This is a genomic window from Microbacterium sp. NPDC057944, assembly GCF_042887445.1.
In the GTDB taxonomy this organism is placed as follows: domain Bacteria; phylum Actinomycetota; class Actinomycetes; order Actinomycetales; family Microbacteriaceae; genus Microbacterium; species Microbacterium natoriense.
The window spans coordinates 153,629-172,191 of record NZ_JBHVPJ010000003.1 but is presented as its reverse complement, the minus strand read 5'-3'; the positions used below and the strand labels follow the sequence as shown (position 1 = coordinate 172,191).

Below are 18,563 nucleotides of genomic sequence, written 5' to 3'. Positions count from 1 at the left end.
ACCAGCACCGCCCGCGCGACGCCCCCCGCGACGGGGGCGCCCGGTGACTCCCCCCGGCGCACCCCCTTCTCGTGTGCGTGGTCGGCTGCGCTCAGCTGCGCACGTACCCGCGGACCACGTCCTCGTCGACCTCGACGCCGAGGCCGGGGCCGGTCGGGACGATGAAGCCGCCGTCGGGCTGCACCTCCAGCGGAGTGGTGAGGATGCGGTTCGCCACCGGAAGCGTGAACGGCTGGTACTCGAACGCGAGCAGGGAGGCGGAGTTCGCCGCGACGTGCACGCCCGCGGCCATCGCGATGCCGAACGCGGCCGAGTGGTGAGGGGCGACCTGGGCGTGGAACGCGTCGGCCACGGCGGCGATCGCGAGACCCTCGGTGATTCCCGTGCGCCCGATGTCGGGCTGCGTGAGCCCGACCGCCCGGCGGCTGAGCCAGTCGGCGAACTCGAAGCGACTGCGCATCGCCTCGCCCACGGCGATGGGGGTGGCGAGGCTCGCCGCGAGGTCGCGGTGCCCCTCGACGTCCTCCGGAGCCAGCGGCGCCTCGAAGAACCAGGCCCTGCGGTCGTCGAGCTCGCGGCCGAGCGCCTTCGCCTCTCCGAGGCGGTATGTCCAGTGGGCGTCGAGCGCGAGATCGAGGTCGGGGTGCACCGCCTTGATCGCGTCGAAGGTCGCGAGGTCGGTGCGGATGTCGGTGCCGAGGTGCAGCTTGATCCGTCGCACGCCGGCCTCGACGAGCGCGGCAGCCTTGTCGGCGCGTTCCACGTCGTCGTCCCCGCGGATGCCGGAGACGTAGGCGGGCAGGACCTCGGCGAAGCGTCCGCCGGCGAGTTCGGACACGGAGAGTCCGGTCGCGCGCCCCCAGAGGTCCCACAGGGCGATGTCGACCGCCGCCATCGCATCGGCCTGATGACCGGTGAGGTGGCCGCGCTCGCGCATCGACTCCGTCATGCGGTGCCAGAGCGTCCGCACCGAACGGGGGTCCTCCCCGATGATGAGCGGCGTGAGCAGACGATCCGCGATCGCCGCGGCGACCTCGGGGGCGACGGGGGCGAGCGCCTCTCCCCAGCCGACCAGGCCGTCATCGGTCTCGATCTTCACCATCAGGGTCTCGTAGCCGGGGGAGTACAGGCTCCGCCACGGCGGTCGGATGACGTAGCCGCGATGCGCCACGCCCGTGTCGCCCGCGTAGGAGTCGTCGGCTTCCTCCCTCGACAGGAAGAGCGGGAAGGTCTGCACGCGCGCGATTTTCACAGGGGTCTCCGAAGACAGTCGTGAGGGAAGAGGCCGATGGCGGGTGCCTCGGCGGGGGATTCGAGCGTCGCGGTCGATGCCGCGCCGCGGGTCAGAGCGCGGCGAACGCCGACGCGGAGCGGGAGGGGCTGTAGCCCAGGGCCACCGAGATCTCGTCGGCCGCCTCGATCAGCTGCAGTGCGAGCTCCTGATGGGGTGCGTGCAGATCCAGCACCGAGAGCGGTCCGCTCGCGGAGAGCGCGGCGACGACCTCGCCCGCCCTGTTGCGGATCGGCGCCGCGATGCAGGCGCGGCCGAAGGCGAGCTCCTCGATCTCCGTCGCGTACCCGCGGCTGCGGGTCTCGTCGAGGGCTGTCTGCATGGCGTCGCGGTCGACGATCGTGTGGGGGGTGAAGCGCTGCGGGGACTGCTGGAAGTACTCGTCGACCGCGGCCGACGGCATCCCGGCCAGCAGAGCCTTGCCGAGGCCCGTGGCGTGCAGCGGGCCGGTGCGGCCGGCCATCGCGAACGACTTCGGTGCGAGCGCGCCCTCGAAGTTGCAGAGGTAGGTGAAGGTGAAGCCGCTGAGCTCGGCGACGTTCACGCCGATCTCGATGCGGCGGGCGAGGTTCTGCGCGATCTGCCGGGAGGCGCGGTGGATCGGAGAGCCGTTGAGGGCGATCGTGCCGAGCGCGACGGCAGCGGGGCCGAGGCGGTAGAGGCCGGTGCGTGCGTCCTGCACCACGAACTTCATGCGGTCGAGTGCCGACATCATGCGCGAGACCGTGGACTGGCCGAGGCCCGTCAGCGTGCAGAGTTCGGAGACGCGCAGCTCTCCCGACTCCTCGGTGAAGCATGCGAGCAGCGACATCGCCCGTTCGACGGTCTGGGTGCCTCCCACCGATTCCGATGCCATGTCGACTCCTCCTCCTTGCTGGCGCCGCATCAGCGGCGTCGCGGCTCCACGCCGCTGCCAGTCATCCTAATGAGAGAAGTGGCATCGAGCAAGGCAAATGTGGGCGTCTTATGCATTTTGTGGATTTCGTATCCGCATTGTGGTTGACTAGCCGCACGTCAACGTCGACGACTGTGACGACGACGCGCACGATCCCGTACGGGATCTTCCCTACTCGAAAGTGAAAGCAATGCCACAAGCCACCCTCGAGCGGCCCGAGACACGCGAACGGGTCGAACCGCGTTCCGGTCGACGCTCGACGCTGGGCGCGAAGGATCGCACCTTCGGATTCATGATCGCACTTCCCGCGGTCCTGCTGTTCCTCGTGATCGCGATCTTCCCGCTCGTGTCGAGCATCGGCACGAGCCTGTACGACCAATCGCTCCTCCGCCCGGAGCGGACCTTCGTCGGGTTCGACAACTACGTCGCGGTCTGGGACGAGTTCGTCGCCCGGCTGGGCACCACCCTCGTCTTCTCGTCGCTCTCCACGATCTTCCCCCTCGTGCTGGGCGTCGCGCTCGCGATCCTGCTCAACTCCCGCCTCCGCGGACGCAACATCCTCCGCGGCGCGCTCATGCTCCCGTGGCTGCTGCCCGGCGTCGTGGTGTCCTTCCTCTGGGCCTGGATCTTCAACGACAGCTACGGCGTGGTCAACCACGTGCTCGCCGTCTTCGGTCTTCCCGAGATCAGCATGCTCGGCAACCCCGTCGGCGCCATGGCCGCGGTCATCATCGCGAAGACCTGGCATTCGTTCCCCTGGATCATGGTCGTCGCCCTCGCCGTGCTCCAGACCCTCCCCAGCGAGCAGATCGAGGCGGCCACGATCGACGGCGCCACGCGGTCGCAGCGATTCCGCTACATCTCGCTCCCGCACATCGCCGGTCCCGTCGCCCTCGTCGCGGTGCTGGAGTTCATCTACAACTTCGGCAACTTCGACACGATCTTCGTGATGACCGGCGGCGGCCCCGGCGACTCGACGACCACCCTGGCGCTCAGCCTCTACCAGCTCGCGTTCGGCAGCTACGAACTCGGCAAGGCCTCCGCGATGGGCGCCCTCTGGCTCGTCCTCCTCGCGATCATCTCGAGCGGGTACCTGCTCCTCAACCGACGACTGGAGAAGTGATGAGCCGCAGCCGCGACATCGGAGAGTCGATCATCCGCCCCCGCCTCTCGCTCCCCGGACGCATCGGCCTCGTGCTGCTCGCGCTGTTCGGACTGCTGCCGATCTACTGGCTCACCGCCACGGCGTTCACGAAGAAGGAGGACGTCTTCGCGCAGGACCGTCCGTTCTTCCCGGTCGATCCGACGTTCGAGAACTTCATCGGCTTCTTCCAGAACGATGCGCTGATCAAGAACCTCGGCAACAGCGTCGTGGTCTCGACCGGCACCGCGGTGCTGGCCGTCCTGGTCGGTGGGCTCATGGCCTACTCGCTCTCCAAGTTCCGCTACCGCGGGCGCAACGCGATCATGTTCATGTTCCTCATCGGGCAGCTCATCCCCGGAGCGCTGCTGCTGATCTCCCTCTACCTGATGCTCAGCTCCGCCGGCCTGCTCTACACCTACACCGGTCTGATCATCTCGTTCACGACGTTCACGCTCCCGCTCACGGTGTTCCTGCTCAAGGGCATCATCGACGGGCTGCCGGACGACATCCTCGAGGCCGCGAAGGTCGACGGACTCTCACGCACGGGGACCATGTTCCGGATCGTGTTCCCCCTCGTCGTGCCGGGGCTCATCACCGCCGCGATGTTCGCCTTCATGCGCGGCTGGAGCGATCTGCTCTTCGCGCTCACCCTCGCCGGACCCGACAAGCAGACCCTGCCCGCGGGGCTCACGCAGGCGTTCATCCGCGAGGGGACCGCCGACTGGCCGGCGCTGATGGCGGCATCGCTCATCACGTCCCTTCCCCTCGTGATCATCTTCGTCCTCCTCCAGCGCTACTTCGTCTCCGGCCTCGCCGCCGGAGCGGTGAAGGGGTAGCGCCGCCATGACCATCTCGACCCGAACAACTCGATGAAGGAGCAGTCTCCATGACCATCACGAACACGCAGCTGAGCCGCCGTGCCTTCCTCGGCGGAAGCACAGCCCTGGTCGCCCTCGGCGCCCTCACCCTCGCGGGCTGCGCCACCCCCGCCGGTCCCGGCTCCGTCACCGCGACGAACGCGGCGACGAAGGCGAAGACCATCAACTTCTACGGCAACTCCCTCGGCGAGGAGGCGCTCAAGCCCGCGTGGCAGGGCATCCTCGACGGGTTCTCGTCGAAGGCCGGCGTGAAGGTGGCCCCGGTCATCTACCCGTACGACCAGGCCGCGACGCAGCTCGCCCTCACCGGACGCTCCGGCAAGCTCCTCGGCGTCGGGCAGTCGGGCGGATGGCAGGTGCTCACGCCGATGAACGTGCTCGCCGACCTCACCGACCTCGCCAAGGGGCTCGGCATCCCGCAGGGCGTGCTGGACTCGTACACGATGGACGGCAAGCTGCTCGTCCTCCCGCTGACGGCGGCCGGCATCGGCCTCATCACGAACGGCGAGATCGCGAAGAGCGTCGGGATCACCTCCGGCATGTCCGTCGAGAAGTTCGCGACGGCGCTCGAGAAGATCAAGTCCCAGGACTCGTCCCTCATCCCGTACGCCGCGGTGACCAAGGCCTCGGAGCTGAAGGATGCCGTGCACTGGATGTGGGGATTCGGCAGCGATGTCGTGACCGACGACCTCGTCTGCACGCTCGGCGACGCGGAGAGCGTCAAGGCGATCACCTGGTACAAGTCCCTGCAGGACGACGGGCTCACGCAGACCAACGTCGCACGCAGCGATGCCCGCATCCTGTTCGCCAGCGGCAGGACGGCCCTGTACGACGACGCGCCCCTCGCGTCGACCTTCGTGAAGACCAACGGCGGGGCGCAGAACATCGTCGACAACATCGGCGCGATCTCCCGTCCGACCGTCGGCAGCAAGAAGTCGTACAACCGGGCATGGGGCAGCGGCCTCTTCGCGAGCGCCGGGGAGGGCGAGCTCACGAGCCGCGAGTTCATCACCTACGCCGCGACCAACGTGAAGGCGGCGACGGCGCTGTACGAGCGGTCGGCGGTGGCGCCGGCGGCGAAGACGGTCGCCGACCAGATCCCCGCTCTCGCCGCCGACAAGTTCCAGGCGGCGTTCCGGACCGAGGTCTCCGAGCACGCGCGAGGCGCTGCGTGGGACCGCGTGGCCGTGACCGCGCAGATCGACGCGGCCATCGGCGGCGGCATCGCCACGATCCTCGCCGGCCAGGTCGACGTGCAGGCCGGCCTCAACGCTCTGAAGAAGGAGGTGCAGGGGCTGCTCGACTCCAACAAATAGCAGCGGTTCTGCTTCACACGATCGCCGTGCCGGTCTCCGGCGCGGCGATCGTGCCGTCTGCGGGCGACCCCTCCGGGTCAGGGGAGAGCACTCACGGCGAGACGAAAGAACCCCGCCCTCCGGCATCCGAGCGGATGGGGAGGGCGGGGTTCAGTGGTTTCAGGCGACGGCTCAGAGCCAGCGCTCGCGCAGCACGGGCTTCAACCATGCGGCGGGGGAGGAGATGGAGAGACCGCCGTCGACGGCGATCGACGCTCCCGTCACGAAGGACGCGGCGTCGGACGCGAGGAACGCGACGACGGAGGCGACCTCCTCCGGTCGGCCGATCCGTCCGAGCGGGTAGCCCTCGCTCTCTCCGGTGTCGACCGCGGAGATGCTGCCGGGCTCGACCGCGTTCACGCGGATGCCCTGGGGACCGTACTCGAGGGCCAGCTGACGCACGAGCCCGGCCACGCCGGCCTTGGCCGCCGCGTACGCGGGCAGGCCAGGCGCGGCGAGGGAGGCGTTCACGGACGTGACGGCGACGATCGCCGCGCCGCGAGCGAGATGCGGGAGCGCCGCGCGAGCGACGAAGAACGCGGAGTCGAGGGTCGCGCCCAGCGCTCCGCGCCAGTCGTCGTCGCTCGTCGAGTGCGCGGGGCTGACCGGCATCCGTCCCGCGGCGAGCACGACCACGTCGAGGCCGTCCAGCGCCTGCACGGCGTCTGCGACCGCGGTGTCCGCGGCCTCGGGCTGACTGCAGTCGGCGACGAGGTAGCGGGCGAAGACCGGATCGTCGGAGGGCTCGAGGCCGACACCGACGACGGCGTCGCCGTCGGACGCGAACGCGCGCGCGATCGCGAGGCCGATGTCGGAGCTGGCGCCGATGAGCAGGACGCCGCGGCCGCTCACACGCGCACCGCTGACGGGACGGCGGGGAGAGCGAGCTCCTCGATCACGAGGTCGACCGCGGCGCGGCTGCCCTCGTCGAGTCGCGATGCCGGATACCGCACGGTCGCGTGCTCGATGATGCCGCGCGCGACGAGGATCTCCTTGTGCACCGCCCACGCGATGCCGCCCTGCAGTCCGATGAGCACGAGAGGGAGCATACGACGGAAGCCGGCGCGCGCCTCGTCGACGCGCCCCGCGACGAAGTCGGCGAGCACAGGGCCGAGCAGATCGGGGAACTCGCACGCCGGCATGGTGCCGACGGCGCCGCGGGCGTACTCCTCCAGGCAGAACTGGGCGTTCTGTCCGCCGAGCACGGCGAAGTCGGCGTCGCCGATCGCCTCGACGACGGCGCCCACCTTGGGGGCCGTGGGCGGGGCCTCGACCTTGACCGAGTCGACGTTGTCGAGGCGGGCGAGCTGCGCGATGAGGGCGGGCGGCATGACGACGCCGGTGACGCCGGGGGCGTCCTGCACCATGACCGACAGCGATGTCGCCGCGGCGACGTCGCCGTAGAAGTCGACGAGGGTCGCCGCGGGGGGCTTGACCATGAACGGCGGGAGGACCATGAGGGCGTCAGCGCCGCCCTCCTCGGCCAGGAGCGCCTGCTCGATCGAGGTGGCCGTCGAGGTGCCGTTCACGCCGGCGATGACGGGGACGTGCCCGTCGACGACCTCGACGACGTCGGCGAGGATGGTGCGCCGCTCGTCGGTCGTGAGGGCGAACCCCTCGCTGGCCATCCCGAAGACGGCGACGCCGTCGACCTCGGAGGCGAGCTGGAACTCGACCAGGCGGCGGAGGCCCGGCCGGTCGAGCGCGCCCGATTCGTCGAACGGGGTCGCCAGGATCGGCATCAAGCCGTGGAGTGTCGGAGGCATTGGCCAGTTCCCTGCTTTCGCAATCGGAGTCTCGCATTCACGCAAGCGTTATGCACATTGTGAGATAGTCTGCCATATAACGGTTATGGACTACCACTGAAAGCTGGCCCCGATGTCGCGTTCCCCCCGCTCACGCCGTGTCGAGATCCTCTCCGAGGAACGCTACGTACAGGCGGAGTCCCCGCGCTGGGACGCGCGCGACGGGACCCTGGCCTGGATCGACATGTCGACCGGCAGGTTCCATCGCGGCAGCATCGCCGACGGCAGGGTCGTGGCCGGTTCCTCCGTCGTCGTCGGCGCCCAGATCGGCGCTCCCGCTCCGCTCGCCGATGCGGGAGCGGGGTGGGCGGTCGCCGTCGACCGCGGACTCGTCCACGTCGGGGACGACGGGTCGGTGGTCCCGCTGATCGCCGACCTCGCCGCACCCGGCGACTACATGAACGACGGCGGCTGCGACCCCGCCGGACGCTTCTGGGTGGGCAGTCAGTCGATGCCCCGCGACCCGCACTGCGCGCTGTGGAGCATCGACGCCGAGGGCGTCGCCACCGAGAGGCTCGGCGGGGTCACCGTGTCCAACGGGCTCGTCTTCGACGACTCCGGTTCGACGCTCTACTACATCGACACGCTGCCCCATCGCAGCATCGAGGCCTTCGACGTGGCTCCGGACGGGCGGCTCTCCGGACGGCGCACCGTGTGCCGCGTCGACGGCGGCAACCCCGACGGCATGACCATCGACGAGGAGGGCATGCTCTGGGTCGCGGTCTGGGATGCCGCCGAAGTGCGTCGCTACTCTCCCGCAGGTCGACTCGTGGAGACGATCGAGCTCCCCGCGAAGCGACCGACCGCCGTCGCCCTCGTCGACCGACTCCTCGTGATCACGACGGCGAGCGTGGGGCTGGAGCATCCGTCGACCGCGGACGGCGCGCTGCTGGGCGTCGAGATCGATGCTCCCGGCGCACCCGCGCTGCCGTGGCGCGGGCGCCGTCCGCGTCCATAGGCTTCCCATCGGGCGTCCCTCAGGTCCCCATAGCGGCGGTGCATACCGTCATCCTCACCCGCGAAATCGCGCGGAGGAAGGAGACACATGTACGGGACATATCTGCGGCGCGAACTGGCGGGCCGCAAGAGACAGACGCTGATCGTCGCCATCGGCCTGGCGATCGCCATCGGCCTGGTGATCGTCGTCAACGCGCTCACCACGGGAGTCCGCGATGCGCAGGCCCAGGCGCTGGAGTCGGTGTACGGGGTCGGCACCGACCTCACCGTGACCGGCGCCGCAGCAGAGCCGGGGGAGGGCGGACCCCAGCGCTTCGACTTCGGTGCTGACGACGGCAGCACAGACGGAGAGACGACGACCCTCAGCCGCTCGACGCTGCGGACCGACCTCATGCGCGGCACTCTGGAGAGCTCGGTGCTCGACACGGTGTCCTCGACGAAGGGCGTGGCCGCGGCATCCGCGGCGCTCAGCCTGACCGACTCCACGTTCACGGGCGAGATGCCGAGCGGAGGATTCGCTCCGCAGGGCGGCCAGAGTGCTCCCCAGGAGGGCGAGACCGCCCCGCAGGGCGGCGCAGACGGAGCGGGCGGCGGCTCGTTCGGAATCGACTCGTTCTCCGTGCTGGGGATCGACCCGGGGACGGCATCCGTCGGACCGCTGGCCTCGGTCGAGGTCAGCGACGGCCGCGCCTTCACCAGCGGCGATGCGGGGGCGCTCGTCGCGCTCGTCGATGCGACCTATGCGGCGACGAACGAGATCGCCGTCGGCGGCACGATCGACGTCGCCGGCTCGACCGTGCAGGTCGTCGGCATCGTCGCCTCGACCTCCGACACCGCAGACACCGCGGCGAACGTCTATCTGCCGCTCGACACCGCGCAGGAGCTCTCCGGCGCGGGCGACGTCGTCTCGACGATCTACGTGCAGGCCGACTCCGCATCGGGGATCGATGCGGTGCAGACGGCGCTGACGAAGGAGCTGCCCGATGCGACGGTCACCTCGCAGTCCGAGCTCGCCTCCACCGTGTCCGCGTCGCTCTCGAGCGCGACCTCGCTGATCACGAACCTCGGCACGTGGCTGTCGGTCATCGTGCTCGCGGTGGCCGTGCTTATCTCGGTACTGCTCACGCTCTCCGGCGTCTCGCGGCGCACACGGGAGTTCGGCACGCTCAAGGCGATCGGCTGGTCCAACGGCAGGGTCGTCCGTCAGGTCGCCGGGGAGTCGATGCTCCAGGGGCTGATCGGCGGCGCGGCGGGCCTCGTCCTCGGCATCGCGGGGATCGTGCTCATCAACGTGCTGAAGCCGACGGTCGCCGCCTCGAGCGGCGGTGCACAGGGCGGTCCCGGGGGTCAGGGCGGCCCCACGGGAGGCGGCATGTTCCAGGTGCAGCAAGCGGCGGACATCGTGCTCCACGCGCCGTTCACCCCCTGGGTGCTCGCCGCCGCGGTGGGCCTCGCCGTCCTCGGCGGACTGGTCGCCGGCGCCTTCGGAGGATGGCGGGCCGCACGGCTCAGCCCGGCCGAGGCACTGCGCTCGGTCGCATGACGGACTCGTACGGACAAGGAGAATCAGACATGAGCATCGCAGAAGCAGTGCACTCGGCGGAGGGTACGGAACCAGGGGTTCCGCTCTATCAGGCGGAGGGTCTCACCCGCACCTACGCGCAGAAGGGGCGCACGGTCACCGCGGTGACCGGCGTCGACCTCGCCATCATGCCGGGCGAGTTCGTCACGATCCAGGGGCCGACGGGCGGAGGGAAGTCGACGCTCCTGCAGCTCCTCGGCGCTCTCGACCGGCCGTCATCCGGATCGCTCCGATTCGGCGGAGCGGAGCTCGCCCGTGCGACCGCCCGCGAACTCAACCGGATTCGCGCCGAGGAGATCGGGTTCGTGTTCCAGGGTTTCAACCTGATCCCGACGCTCACCGCGTCGGAGAACGTGAACATGGCGCTGGAGCCGTTGTCCCTCGCTCGAGCGGAGCGGGAGTCGCGGGTCGCCGCCGCGCTCGCCCACGTCGGCCTCGACGACCGGGGTAGCCACCTGCCGACCGAGCTCTCCGGAGGACAGCAGCAGCGGGTCGCGATCGCCAGGGCCATCGTCAAGCGCCCACGGGTGCTGCTGGCCGACGAGCCGACGGGCAATCTGGACGAGAGCATGAGGGACGAGATCCTCACGCTGCTGGAGAACCTGTGCGCCGAGGGCATCACGATGATCGTGGTCACTCACGATTCGGCCGTGGCCCGTCGGGCGACGCGGCGGCTGCGTCTGGCGAACGGACGCGTACAGGACATCACGCGCTGAGCAGATGACGAAGGCCCCGGCGGTGAGCCGGGGCCTTCGTCATGGTGTCTGACGCGCTCAGTGCGTGTCTTCCGCCTCGATCTCGGTGCGGTCGCCCGACCACAGCGTGTGGAAGGTGCCGGGCTTGTCGATGCGCTTGTAGGTGTGCGCGCCGAAGAAGTCGCGCTGGCCCTGCACGAGGGCGGCCGGCAGGCGGTCGGCCCGGATGCCGTCGTAGTACGACAGCGACGAGGAGAACGCGGGAGCGGGGATGCCGGCCTCGGCAGCGGCGACGACCACGCGGCGCCACGCCGCCTGGGCGCGTCCGAAGACCTCGGCGAAGTACGGCGCCGTCATCAGCACGGGCAGGCCGGGCTCGGCGTCGTAGGCGTCGGCGATGCGGTTGAGGAACTGCGCGCGGATGATGCAGCCGCCGCGCCAGATCTTGGAGATGGCGCCGAGGTCGATCTTCCAGTCGTACTCCGCTGCTCCGGCGCGGATCTCGTCGAAGCCCTGCGAGTACGCGACGATCTTCGACGCGTACAGCGCGAGGCGCACGTCCTCGATGAACGCCTCCTGGTCGGCGACGGCGAACTCCTCGTCGGGGCCGGGGAGCGCGGATGCCACGGCGCGCTGCTCGGGGTGCGAGGACAGCGAGCGGGCGAAGGTGGCCTCGGCGATGCCAGAGACCGGCACGCCGAGCGAGAGGGCCGTCTGCACGGTCCATGCTCCGGTGCCCTTCGCGCCCGCCTGGTCGACGATGACGTCGACCAGCGGCTCGCCGGTGGCGGCGTCGATCTGGCGGAGCACCTCGGCGGTGATCTCGATCAGGTAGCTCTCCAGCTCGCCCTTGTTCCACTCGGCGAAGATCTCGGCGATCTCGGCCGGCGACTTGCCCGTGCCGCGGCGGATGAGGTCGTAGGCCTCGGCGATGAGCTGCATGTCGGCGTACTCGATGCCGTTGTGCACCATCTTGACGAAGTGGCCGGCGCCGTCGTGGCCGACGTGCGTGACGCACGGCTCGCCCTCGGCGACGGCGGCGATCGACTTCAGGATCGGGCCGAGGGTCACCCACGACTCGTCGGAACCGCCGGGCATGATCGACGGGCCCAGGAGCGCGCCCTCCTCACCGCCGGAGATGCCGGCGCCGACGAAGTTGATGCCGGTCTCGCGGACCGCCTTCTCGCGGCGGATCGTGTCGGGGAAGAAGGCGTTGCCGCCGTCGACGATGATGTCGCCGGGCTCGAAGACCGAGACCAGGGAGTCGATCACGGCATCCGTCGGGCCGCCGGCCTTGACCATGATGATCGCGGTGCGCGGCTTCTGCAGCGAGTCCGCGAACTCCTGGTAGGTGGAGGCCGGGATGAAGCCCGCCTCCGGGTGCGCGTCGAGCACGGACTGCGTCTTCTCGTAGCTGCGGTTGAAGATCGCCACGGTGTTGCCCTCGCGGCTCGCGAGGTTGCGGGCGAGGTTCGAACCCATGACGGCGAGTCCGACGACTCCGATGTTCGCTGATGCTTCGGGCACAGAGGGCTCCTCGATCGTGAAGTAGGGGATGAACCCAGATTATCGCGACGAGGAGAGCGGGAGCGCGCGTGTGTCGTGGATGCGCGGAGCATCCGAGGAACGAGGAGGCGCGGGGGAGTCAGTCCTTGCGGTAGCCCGAGCGGCCGAGGGAGAACAGCGCGGCGAAGGTGAACACCGCCGCGCAGACCGTCATCGCGCCGATCAGCCATGCGAGTGCGTGTGAGAGGAAGGCGCCGTCGAGCATGGGATTCTCCGTGATCTGGGTGGGATGATCGGTGGCTACAGCCTATCGGGTGATCGGGTACCATTGAGGATGTACCTCGGCGAGGGACGCTTCTGCGCGTGCGCAGGCGTCCGTTATCGACGCGGCGGAGCAGGCCCGGTGGCTTTCTCGCGCGTCTGCGTTCGAGATCATGACGAAGAGACCACCGCGTGGCGCACCGCTGCGTGTCCCGAAGGAGAACCACATGTCTGAAGACACCAAGGTCCAGGCCGAGCTGCGCACCAGCTTCGGCAAGGGCTTCGCCCGCCGCCTCCGCGCCGCAGGCAAGATCCCCGCCGTCATCTACGGCCACGGCACCGAGCCGGTGCACGTCGCACTGCCCGGCCACCAGGTCTCGCTCATCATCCGTCGCGCGAACGCCGTTCTCGAGCTCCAGATCGAGGGCAAGGGCGACCAGCTCACCCTGGTCAAGGACGTGCAGAAGGACCCGGTGCACCAGATCATCGAGCACATCGACCTGCTCGTGGTGAAGAAGGGCGAGAAGGTCACGATCGACATCCCCGTCGTTCTCGTGGGCGAGTCCGCTTCCGGAACCATCGCTAACCTCGACGCGACCACCCTGTCCATCGAGGCCGAGGCCACGCACATCCCGGAGAACCTCGAGGTCTCGATCGAGGGTCTCGAGGACGGCGCGCACATCACCGCCGCCGATGTCGTCCTGCCCAAGGGCTCGACGCTGCTCTCCGACCCCGAGGTGCTCGTCGTCGCGATCTCCGTCCCGTCCTCCGGCACCGCTGCGGACGACGAGGCAGACGCCGCCGCCGAGGCCGAGGCCGCCGCGGAGTAATCTCCGACCGATTCACCGCAGAGGGGGCGCGAGCAGATCGCGCCCCCTCTGTCGTATCCTGACCGAGTCCTGCGGACGCGCGGGCGAAAGGACGATGAGATGGCATCCACCTGGCTGGTGGTCGGACTCGGCAACCCGGGACCCCGGTACGAGACGACGAGGCACAACATCGGGCAGATGGTCGTCGACGAGCTCGCCTCCCGTCGGAACGAGAGCTTCCGCGAGCACAAGGGCGGGGCGCGGGTCGTGGAGACCTGGCTGCGGCCCGGCGGCGACAAGCTCGTGCTCGCGAAGCCGAACACCTTCATGAACGTGTCGGGCACGCCGGTCGCGGCCCTCGCGCGCTTCTACTCGGTGCCGCCGGAGCAGATCATCGTCGTGCACGACGAGCTCGACATCCCGTTCGACACCGTGAAGCTGAAGACCGGTGGAGGCCACGGAGGGCACAACGGCGTCCGCGACATCGCGCGCGCCATCACCACCCCCGACTTCCCGCGCGTGCGCGTGGGCATCGGACGGCCGGTCGGACGACAGGATCCCGCGGACTGGGTGCTGTCTCCGTTCGGCAAGGACGAGCGTGCGAACCTGCCCATCCTCATCTCGGACGCGGCGGATGCCGTCGAGCTCCTCGTCGCAGAGGGACTGCTCGCGGCGCAGCAGAAGCACCACGCGCCGCGCTGATCCCGTCGGGGCTCAGGAGCCGCCGAGGCCCGTCGCGGTGCCGATCGAGACCGAGAACAGCAGGATCACCCAGAAGCCTCCGGCGCCGATCACGGCGAGGATCAGGCCGGCGATGCCGAGGCCACGCCGCTGCTTCTTGGCGATCGCGATGATGCCGACGACGATCGCCGCGATGCCGAGCACCGTGCCGGCCCAGAACGAGATCTCCGTCCAGAGCACCTGGTCCCGCGCGGGGGACAGCAGCGAGAGGAACTCGGGATCTCTCGAGTCGAACCCCGACGAGGGGAGGTGGCGGCCGATCTCGAAGCCGGAGACTCCGGCGATGATCGGGATCACGATCGCGGCCACCACGGCGAGGATGAGCGAGAGGGTGCCGAGCAGGCCCTTGGGCTTCACGGATGCCGCTTCGGGTGCGGCGTAGGCTCCTGCGGGGGCCGCATAGCCGCCCACCGGGACCTGATACGCACCGGGAGGAGCCTGGTACGCGGGGCCGGGAGCGGGAATGCCGGCCGCCGCCGGGTATGTCGGGGGCTGCGTCGGGAACGCCGGGGGCTGCGCCGTGAAAGCCGGCGGCTGCGCCGGATATGCCGGAGGCTGCGCCGGGTACGCGGGCGGCTCCGTGGGGAAGGCGGGCGACGGCTGCGCGACAGGGGGAGTGACCGGAGGAACCGGCGGCATCTGCGGTGACGTCGTATCCGCACCCTGCGGGGCAGGGGGCACGGGAGGGACGGCGCCGGAAGGAGGGGGCAGCTGCGGATCAGTCACGCCCCCATCCTAGGGCCGTCGCGATCAGATGCGCCGCAGCAGCCCGACGCGATCGTAGACGTCGCCCAGGGTGGCGTCGGCGACGGCATCCGCGCGCTGCGCATTGGCCGCGAGGATCCTGTCGAGCTCGGCGGGGTCGTCCAGCAGCTCGAGCGCGCGGGTGCGGACGGGCTCGAACTCGTTCACGACGACCTCGGCCAGACCCTTCTTGAAGTCGCCGTAGCCACGGCCCGCGTACTCGTCTTCGATCGAGGCGACCTGACGACCGGTGAGGGCCGCATAGATCGTCAGCAGGTTCGAGACCCCGGGCTTGGTCTCGCGGTCGAAGCGCACCGAGCCCTCGTTGTCGGTCACCGCGCGCATGATCTTCTTCGCCGACTTGGCGGGGTCGTCCAGCATCCACAGGACGCCGGCATCGCTCTCGGCCGACTTCGACATCTTCGAGGTCGGGTTCTGCAGATCGTAGATGCGCGCCGTGTCCTTCTGGATCACGGGGCGCGGCACGACGAACGTCTCGCCGAAGCGCGAGTTGAAGCGCTCGGCGAGGTCACGGGTGAGCTCGACGTGCTGCTTCTGGTCGTCTCCCACCGGCACCACGTCGGTCTGATACAGCAGGATGTCCGCGGCCATCAGGACCGGATACGTGAACAGGCCCACGCTCGTGGCGTCGGCTCCGTAGCGCGCCGACTTGTCCTTGAACTGCGTCATGCGTCCGGCCTCACCGAAGCCCGTGATCGTGGAGAGGATCCAGGCGAGTTCGGCGTGCGCCCGCACGTGCGACTGCACGTAGAGAGTGGACTGCGACGGCTCGATGCCGGCTGCGATGTACTGCGCCGCGGTGCGGCGCGTCTTCTCGCGGAGCTCGGCCGGGTCCTGCGCGACCGTGAGCGCGTGCAGATCGACGACGGAGAAGTACGCGTCGTAGGAGGTCTGCAGCTCTCGCCACTGCAGGAGCGCGCCGATGTAGTTGCCGATCTGGAGGGAGTCGGCGGAGGGCTGCATTCCGGAGTACAAGCGAGGTTTGTTCACCTGTCAATCCTATGCGCCGTGCGACGAGGCTCCGCGTTCCGCATCCTCTACCCTGTGGCTATGGGAGAACGACGCAGGAGGGAACGAGCGCTCTACGTCGAGATCCTCATCGACGCGCCGATCGAGCGCGTCTGGGAGCTGACGCAGACCCCGGAGCACCATGTGCGCTGGGACGGCCGGTTCACGACGATCCGGCCGACGCGTGTCCGTGACGACGGCGCGCAGGAGTTCGCGTACGAGCTGGACCTCGGCATCCACACCATCCGCGGCACCGGCGTCTCGCGAGGGGACAGGCGCAGTCCCGCGGGGGAGCGCACCTCCGCCCTCCTCTTCGACACCGCCGACCGGCTCTCGCCGCTCGGCGCCGGCCGCGGGTACTGGCGGTACGTCCCCACCGAGGACGGCGTCCGCTTCATCACCGGATACGACTACGCGCCGGGGTGGGGACCGCTCGGACGTTTCCTCGATCCGCTCGTCACGCGCCCTTTCGTGTGGTGGCTCACCGCATGGAGCTTCGACAGGCTGCGGCTCTGGGCGGAGCAGGACGTGCCGCCGGAGGCCACCGGGTTCTGGCGTTCCGTCATGCCCGGTCGGCGACAGCGCGCCCACGCGAGGAGGTGCCTGTCGCGTCCCGTCTCCGCAGGAGGCACGATCATGCAGCAGGCGCCGGATTCGCTGTCGGAGCTGCACGCATGAGCGCCGACGGGATCTTCGCCAGGGCGCTCGGCGCCGATTTCGCGCGCCTGCATCCGGAGATGCAGCGCCGCTTCGGCGTGGGGATCGCCGCAGGCTACGGCTGCGTCGGGCGGGGCGTGATGAACGAGGTGCGCCGAGGCCCGTGGTGGACACTGCCGTTCCTCGCCATCGGCACGCTGCGCAACATCCTGTTCCCCGACCGGGGGACCGACATCCCCTTCCAGATCGACAATCACGCGTACATCGACAGCCTGGGGCGCGAGACCGTCACGTTCGTGCGGACCATGGAGATCCGGCCAGGTCTCCGACGCCGTTTTGATGCCACGATGATCTACAGCGACAGCAGGGGCCGGATCGTCGACTACCTGGGTACGCACCAGCACCTGGCCGTCGACCTCGACCTCGCCGTCACCGACGACGGCGGGCTGCGGCTCACCTCGGGCTCCCAGCGTTTCTACGAGGGGCCGATCGCGTTCCGCTTCCCGATGCTGTTCAGTGGACGGGCCCACCTCACCGAGCGCTTCGATGACGAGCGGGGATGCTATGTCATCGAGCTGGAGGTGCGCAACGACGTGCTGGGCTTCCTCTTCGGGTACCGGGGCACGTTCACCTGCGATTTCGTTGACGGACAGGACATGCCGGAGACGGTGAAGCCGTACCGCGAGGAACGGCGAGAGTGATCATGTCCGGCGATCGGGAAGGCGTTCCGGTCAGGAGCGGAGAGGCATTCCTGCGGGCATTGGGCCCCGACGCCGCGCTGCTGCACCCCGAGATCGCCGCCCAGATGCGCACACCAGCGTCGCACGCCCGGGGCGAGGGCGTGTTCGCGCGCGCCGGGAGCCGATACCGTCTGCTCAACGCCCTCGCGATGCCTTTGCTGGGGAGGGATGCCGTCGTGACGCGCATCGCCTCGGACGTGCCGTTCTCGGTGCTCACCGAGTCGACCGTGACGACGGTGGCGGTCGGAGACGCTGCGATCGAGAGGGTGACGCTCCGCACCACGCGGGATTTCCGCTTCCCGAGCGGTGCGCAGCGCGTCTCCGATGTGATGACCACCAGCGTGCACCCCGGACTCGTGCGCACGCTGCTCGGCGAGCGCGGACGCGTCGAGCTCATCGAGGAGTGCGCGGTCGGAGACGGCGGGACCCTGCGGATGCGAACCCGCCGCGCGGCACTGCGTCTCGGCGGCCGCCGGATCGCCCTCCGCGGCATCCTCGCCGTGCACGTGGATGTCGAAGACGGATGGGACGACGACAACGCCCGACGCACGATCGCCGTCACCGTGCGGAATCCGCTCGCAGGAACCCTGCTCGAGTACCGGGGCTGGTATCGGTACTCGAGCGTCGAGGATCAGTAGCTGTAGTCGACGACCACCGGCGCGTGGTCGCTCCAGCGCTGGTCGTAGGCCGCGGCGCGTGCCACGTGATAAGCCGTGACGCGCTCGGCGAGGGCCGGAGTCGCGAGGTGGTAGTCGATCCGCCAGCCGGAGTCGTTGTCGAAGGCCTGGCCGCGCATGGACCACCAGGTGTACGGGCCGTCGACCTCGCCGTGGAACCGTCGCCCCACGTCGACCCAGCCGAGACCGGTGCCCACGGAGCCGTCGACCCCTTCGACATCCGCACCGGCTTCGCCGAGGAAGCGGTCGAAGTAGGCGCGCTCACGCGGGAGGAAGCCCGCCTTCTTGCGGTTGCCGCGCCAGTTCTTGATGTCGAGCTCGCGGTGCCCGACGTTGAGGTCGCCGGTGACGAGCGCGAGCGCATCATCCTTCCCGAGCTCGGCGAGACGGGTCGAGAACGCGTCGAGGAACTTCCACTTCTCGTCCTGCTTCGGGGTGTCGGCCTCGCCCGTGTGGACGTAGGCGCTCACCACGGTGAGCGGACGCCCGCCGATCTCGAAGTCGGCCTCGATCCAGCGGCCCTTCGAGTCGAAGTCCTGGTCGCCGAAGTCGGTCCGCGAGGCGATCGCGGGGGTGCGGCTGGCGATGGCGACTCCCGCGCGACCCTTGGCGCTCGCCTCGTCGTGCACGAAGGTCCAACCGGGGAGGGCCGCTTCCAGGTGCTCGTCCTGCCCGCGGACCTCCTGCAGCGTCAGGATGTCGACGTCTGCGGCGTCGAGCCATCCGCTCATCCCGTTGCGAGCCGCTGCGCGGATCCCGTTGACATTGACCGTGGCGATACGCAGATGAGACATGGA

The 18,563-nt window shown here is 69.5% G+C and carries 20 protein-coding genes; 11 read left to right on the top strand and 9 right to left on the bottom strand.

Features of this window, described 5'->3' with window-relative positions; all coding sequences use genetic code 11:
• Positions 1-91 precede the first annotated feature (91 nt).
• Together ACFVRO_RS17990 and ACFVRO_RS17985 are read right to left on the bottom strand one after the other, a co-directional pair.
• On the bottom strand, positions 92-1,252 hold the full coding sequence (locus tag ACFVRO_RS17990; RefSeq protein WP_386954879.1) for a mandelate racemase/muconate lactonizing enzyme family protein: 1,161 nt from the start codon (positions 1,250-1,252) through the stop codon (positions 92-94).
• Positions 1,253-1,343: 91 nt separating this feature from the next.
• Positions 1,344-2,147, bottom strand: a complete 804-nt coding sequence (locus ACFVRO_RS17985; RefSeq protein ID WP_105672244.1) for an IclR family transcriptional regulator — start codon at positions 2,145-2,147, stop codon at positions 1,344-1,346.
• 331 nt (positions 2,148-2,478) lie between these two features.
• Between ACFVRO_RS17985 and ACFVRO_RS17980 the strand changes: the two genes are divergently transcribed.
• From ACFVRO_RS17980 to ACFVRO_RS17970, 3 genes are read left to right on the top strand one after another with little or no spacing between them, the layout of a single operon-like run.
• Complete coding sequence (locus tag ACFVRO_RS17980) at positions 2,479-3,309, top strand: carbohydrate ABC transporter permease (RefSeq protein WP_223586148.1); 831 nt, start codon at positions 2,479-2,481, stop codon at positions 3,307-3,309.
• Positions 3,309-4,166 (top strand): carbohydrate ABC transporter permease, encoded by an 858-nt coding sequence (locus tag ACFVRO_RS17975; protein ID WP_105672242.1) that lies wholly within the window; start codon positions 3,309-3,311, stop codon positions 4,164-4,166. The genes ACFVRO_RS17980 and ACFVRO_RS17975 overlap by 1 nt, the downstream gene beginning before the upstream one ends.
• 50 nt (positions 4,167-4,216) lie before the next feature.
• Positions 4,217-5,524 (top strand): ABC transporter substrate-binding protein, encoded by a 1,308-nt coding sequence (locus tag ACFVRO_RS17970; RefSeq protein WP_105672241.1) that lies wholly within the window; start codon positions 4,217-4,219, stop codon positions 5,522-5,524.
• A gap of 171 nt (positions 5,525-5,695) precedes the next feature.
• Here ACFVRO_RS17970 and ACFVRO_RS17965 read toward each other — a convergent pair whose 3' ends face one another.
• Both ACFVRO_RS17965 and ACFVRO_RS17960 read right to left on the bottom strand, forming a co-directional pair.
• Positions 5,696-6,415, bottom strand: coding sequence for an SDR family NAD(P)-dependent oxidoreductase (locus ACFVRO_RS17965; RefSeq protein ID WP_386954876.1), 720 nt, complete (start codon positions 6,413-6,415; stop codon positions 5,696-5,698).
• Positions 6,412-7,329, bottom strand: a complete 918-nt coding sequence (locus ACFVRO_RS17960; protein ID WP_386954873.1) for a dihydrodipicolinate synthase family protein — start codon at positions 7,327-7,329, stop codon at positions 6,412-6,414. Before ACFVRO_RS17960 ends, ACFVRO_RS17965 begins: the two co-directional genes overlap by 4 nt.
• 112 nt (positions 7,330-7,441) lie before the next feature.
• On the opposite strand from ACFVRO_RS17960, the gene ACFVRO_RS17955 reads away from it, so the two are divergent.
• The 3 genes from ACFVRO_RS17955 to ACFVRO_RS17945 all read left to right on the top strand — a co-directional run bounded on the left by ACFVRO_RS17955 (position 7,442) and on the right by ACFVRO_RS17945 (position 10,623).
• Positions 7,442-8,326, top strand: a complete 885-nt coding sequence (locus ACFVRO_RS17955) for an SMP-30/gluconolactonase/LRE family protein (protein WP_386954870.1) — start codon at positions 7,442-7,444, stop codon at positions 8,324-8,326.
• Between the two features lie 87 nt (positions 8,327-8,413).
• A complete protein-coding gene (locus ACFVRO_RS17950; RefSeq protein WP_386954868.1) occupies positions 8,414-9,868 on the top strand; it encodes an ABC transporter permease in 1,455 nt (484 codons plus the stop codon).
• Between the two features lie 29 nt (positions 9,869-9,897).
• A complete protein-coding gene (locus ACFVRO_RS17945) occupies positions 9,898-10,623 on the top strand; it encodes an ABC transporter ATP-binding protein (RefSeq protein WP_386954865.1) in 726 nt (241 codons plus the stop codon).
• Positions 10,624-10,680: 57 nt separating this feature from the next.
• Here ACFVRO_RS17945 and gndA read toward each other — a convergent pair whose 3' ends face one another.
• Together gndA and ACFVRO_RS17935 are read right to left on the bottom strand one after the other, a co-directional pair.
• Complete coding sequence (gene gndA, locus ACFVRO_RS17940; RefSeq protein WP_105672235.1) at positions 10,681-12,129, bottom strand: NADP-dependent phosphogluconate dehydrogenase; 1,449 nt, start codon at positions 12,127-12,129, stop codon at positions 10,681-10,683.
• A gap of 118 nt (positions 12,130-12,247) precedes the next feature.
• Entirely contained in the window at positions 12,248-12,373 is a 126-nt protein-coding gene (locus ACFVRO_RS17935) for a hypothetical protein (protein ID WP_341941679.1), read from the bottom strand.
• 223 nt (positions 12,374-12,596) lie between these two features.
• Here ACFVRO_RS17935 and ACFVRO_RS17930 point away from each other — a divergent pair, with 223 nt between their 5' ends.
• Together ACFVRO_RS17930 and pth are read left to right on the top strand one after the other, a co-directional pair.
• Positions 12,597-13,199: a 50S ribosomal protein L25/general stress protein Ctc gene (locus tag ACFVRO_RS17930; RefSeq protein WP_386954862.1), complete on the top strand. Its 603-nt coding sequence runs from the start codon at positions 12,597-12,599 to the stop codon at positions 13,197-13,199.
• Between the two features lie 99 nt (positions 13,200-13,298).
• Entirely contained in the window at positions 13,299-13,880 is a 582-nt protein-coding gene (pth, locus tag ACFVRO_RS17925) for an aminoacyl-tRNA hydrolase (protein WP_386954860.1), read from the top strand.
• A gap of 12 nt (positions 13,881-13,892) precedes the next feature.
• On the opposite strand, the gene ACFVRO_RS17920 is transcribed toward pth, so the two are convergent.
• Together ACFVRO_RS17920 and trpS are read right to left on the bottom strand one after the other, a co-directional pair.
• The gene (locus ACFVRO_RS17920) at positions 13,893-14,645 is read right to left on the bottom strand and encodes a hypothetical protein (protein ID WP_386954858.1); all 753 of its coding nucleotides are present in this window, start codon (positions 14,643-14,645) and stop codon (positions 13,893-13,895) included.
• 24 nt (positions 14,646-14,669) lie between these two features.
• The gene (gene trpS, locus ACFVRO_RS17915; RefSeq protein WP_386954855.1) at positions 14,670-15,674 is read right to left on the bottom strand and encodes a tryptophan--tRNA ligase; all 1,005 of its coding nucleotides are present in this window, start codon (positions 15,672-15,674) and stop codon (positions 14,670-14,672) included.
• Positions 15,675-15,734: 60 nt separating this feature from the next.
• Between trpS and ACFVRO_RS17910 the strand changes: the two genes are divergently transcribed.
• Genes ACFVRO_RS17910 through ACFVRO_RS17900 form a run of 3 tightly spaced genes read left to right on the top strand, consistent with a single transcriptional unit; the run spans position 15,735 to position 17,727 of the window.
• Complete coding sequence (locus ACFVRO_RS17910) at positions 15,735-16,370, top strand: SRPBCC family protein (RefSeq protein WP_386954852.1); 636 nt, start codon at positions 15,735-15,737, stop codon at positions 16,368-16,370.
• On the top strand, positions 16,367-17,050 hold the full coding sequence (locus ACFVRO_RS17905) for a DUF4166 domain-containing protein (RefSeq protein WP_386954850.1): 684 nt from the start codon (positions 16,367-16,369) through the stop codon (positions 17,048-17,050). The genes ACFVRO_RS17910 and ACFVRO_RS17905 overlap by 4 nt, the downstream gene beginning before the upstream one ends.
• A 2-nt stretch (positions 17,051-17,052) precedes the next feature.
• On the top strand, positions 17,053-17,727 hold the full coding sequence (locus ACFVRO_RS17900; protein ID WP_386954847.1) for a DUF4166 domain-containing protein: 675 nt from the start codon (positions 17,053-17,055) through the stop codon (positions 17,725-17,727).
• Here ACFVRO_RS17900 and ACFVRO_RS17895 read toward each other — a convergent pair.
• The gene (locus ACFVRO_RS17895; protein ID WP_181155919.1) at positions 17,721-18,560 is read right to left on the bottom strand and encodes an exodeoxyribonuclease III; all 840 of its coding nucleotides are present in this window, start codon (positions 18,558-18,560) and stop codon (positions 17,721-17,723) included. The two genes, ACFVRO_RS17900 and ACFVRO_RS17895, sit on opposite strands and share 7 nt — an antisense overlap.
• Between the last annotated feature and the right edge of the window lie 3 nt (positions 18,561-18,563).

Coding starts and splice junctions, on each gene's coding strand:
- ACFVRO_RS17970 (WP_105672241.1), top strand. CDS start 4,217: ATGACCATCACGAACACGCAGCTGAGCCGCCGTGCCTTCCTCGGCGGA.
- ACFVRO_RS17895 (WP_181155919.1), bottom strand. CDS start 18,560: ATGTCTCATCTGCGTATCGCCACGGTCAATGTCAACGGGATCCGCGCA.
- ACFVRO_RS17960 (WP_386954873.1), bottom strand. CDS start 7,329: ATGCCTCCGACACTCCACGGCTTGATGCCGATCCTGGCGACCCCGTTC.
- ACFVRO_RS17945 (WP_386954865.1), top strand. CDS start 9,898: ATGAGCATCGCAGAAGCAGTGCACTCGGCGGAGGGTACGGAACCAGGG.
- ACFVRO_RS17985 (WP_105672244.1), bottom strand. CDS start 2,147: ATGGCATCGGAATCGGTGGGAGGCACCCAGACCGTCGAACGGGCGATG.
- ACFVRO_RS17955 (WP_386954870.1), top strand. CDS start 7,442: ATGTCGCGTTCCCCCCGCTCACGCCGTGTCGAGATCCTCTCCGAGGAA.
- ACFVRO_RS17935 (WP_341941679.1), bottom strand. CDS start 12,373: ATGCTCGACGGCGCCTTCCTCTCACACGCACTCGCATGGCTGATCGGC.
- ACFVRO_RS17905 (WP_386954850.1), top strand. CDS start 16,367: ATGAGCGCCGACGGGATCTTCGCCAGGGCGCTCGGCGCCGATTTCGCG.
- ACFVRO_RS17910 (WP_386954852.1), top strand. CDS start 15,735: ATGGGAGAACGACGCAGGAGGGAACGAGCGCTCTACGTCGAGATCCTC.
- ACFVRO_RS17975 (WP_105672242.1), top strand. CDS start 3,309: ATGAGCCGCAGCCGCGACATCGGAGAGTCGATCATCCGCCCCCGCCTC.
- ACFVRO_RS17980 (WP_223586148.1), top strand. CDS start 2,479: ATGATCGCACTTCCCGCGGTCCTGCTGTTCCTCGTGATCGCGATCTTC.
- ACFVRO_RS17950 (WP_386954868.1), top strand. CDS start 8,414: ATGTACGGGACATATCTGCGGCGCGAACTGGCGGGCCGCAAGAGACAG.
- ACFVRO_RS17900 (WP_386954847.1), top strand. CDS start 17,053: ATGTCCGGCGATCGGGAAGGCGTTCCGGTCAGGAGCGGAGAGGCATTC.
- pth (WP_386954860.1), top strand. CDS start 13,299: ATGGCATCCACCTGGCTGGTGGTCGGACTCGGCAACCCGGGACCCCGG.
- ACFVRO_RS17930 (WP_386954862.1), top strand. CDS start 12,597: ATGTCTGAAGACACCAAGGTCCAGGCCGAGCTGCGCACCAGCTTCGGC.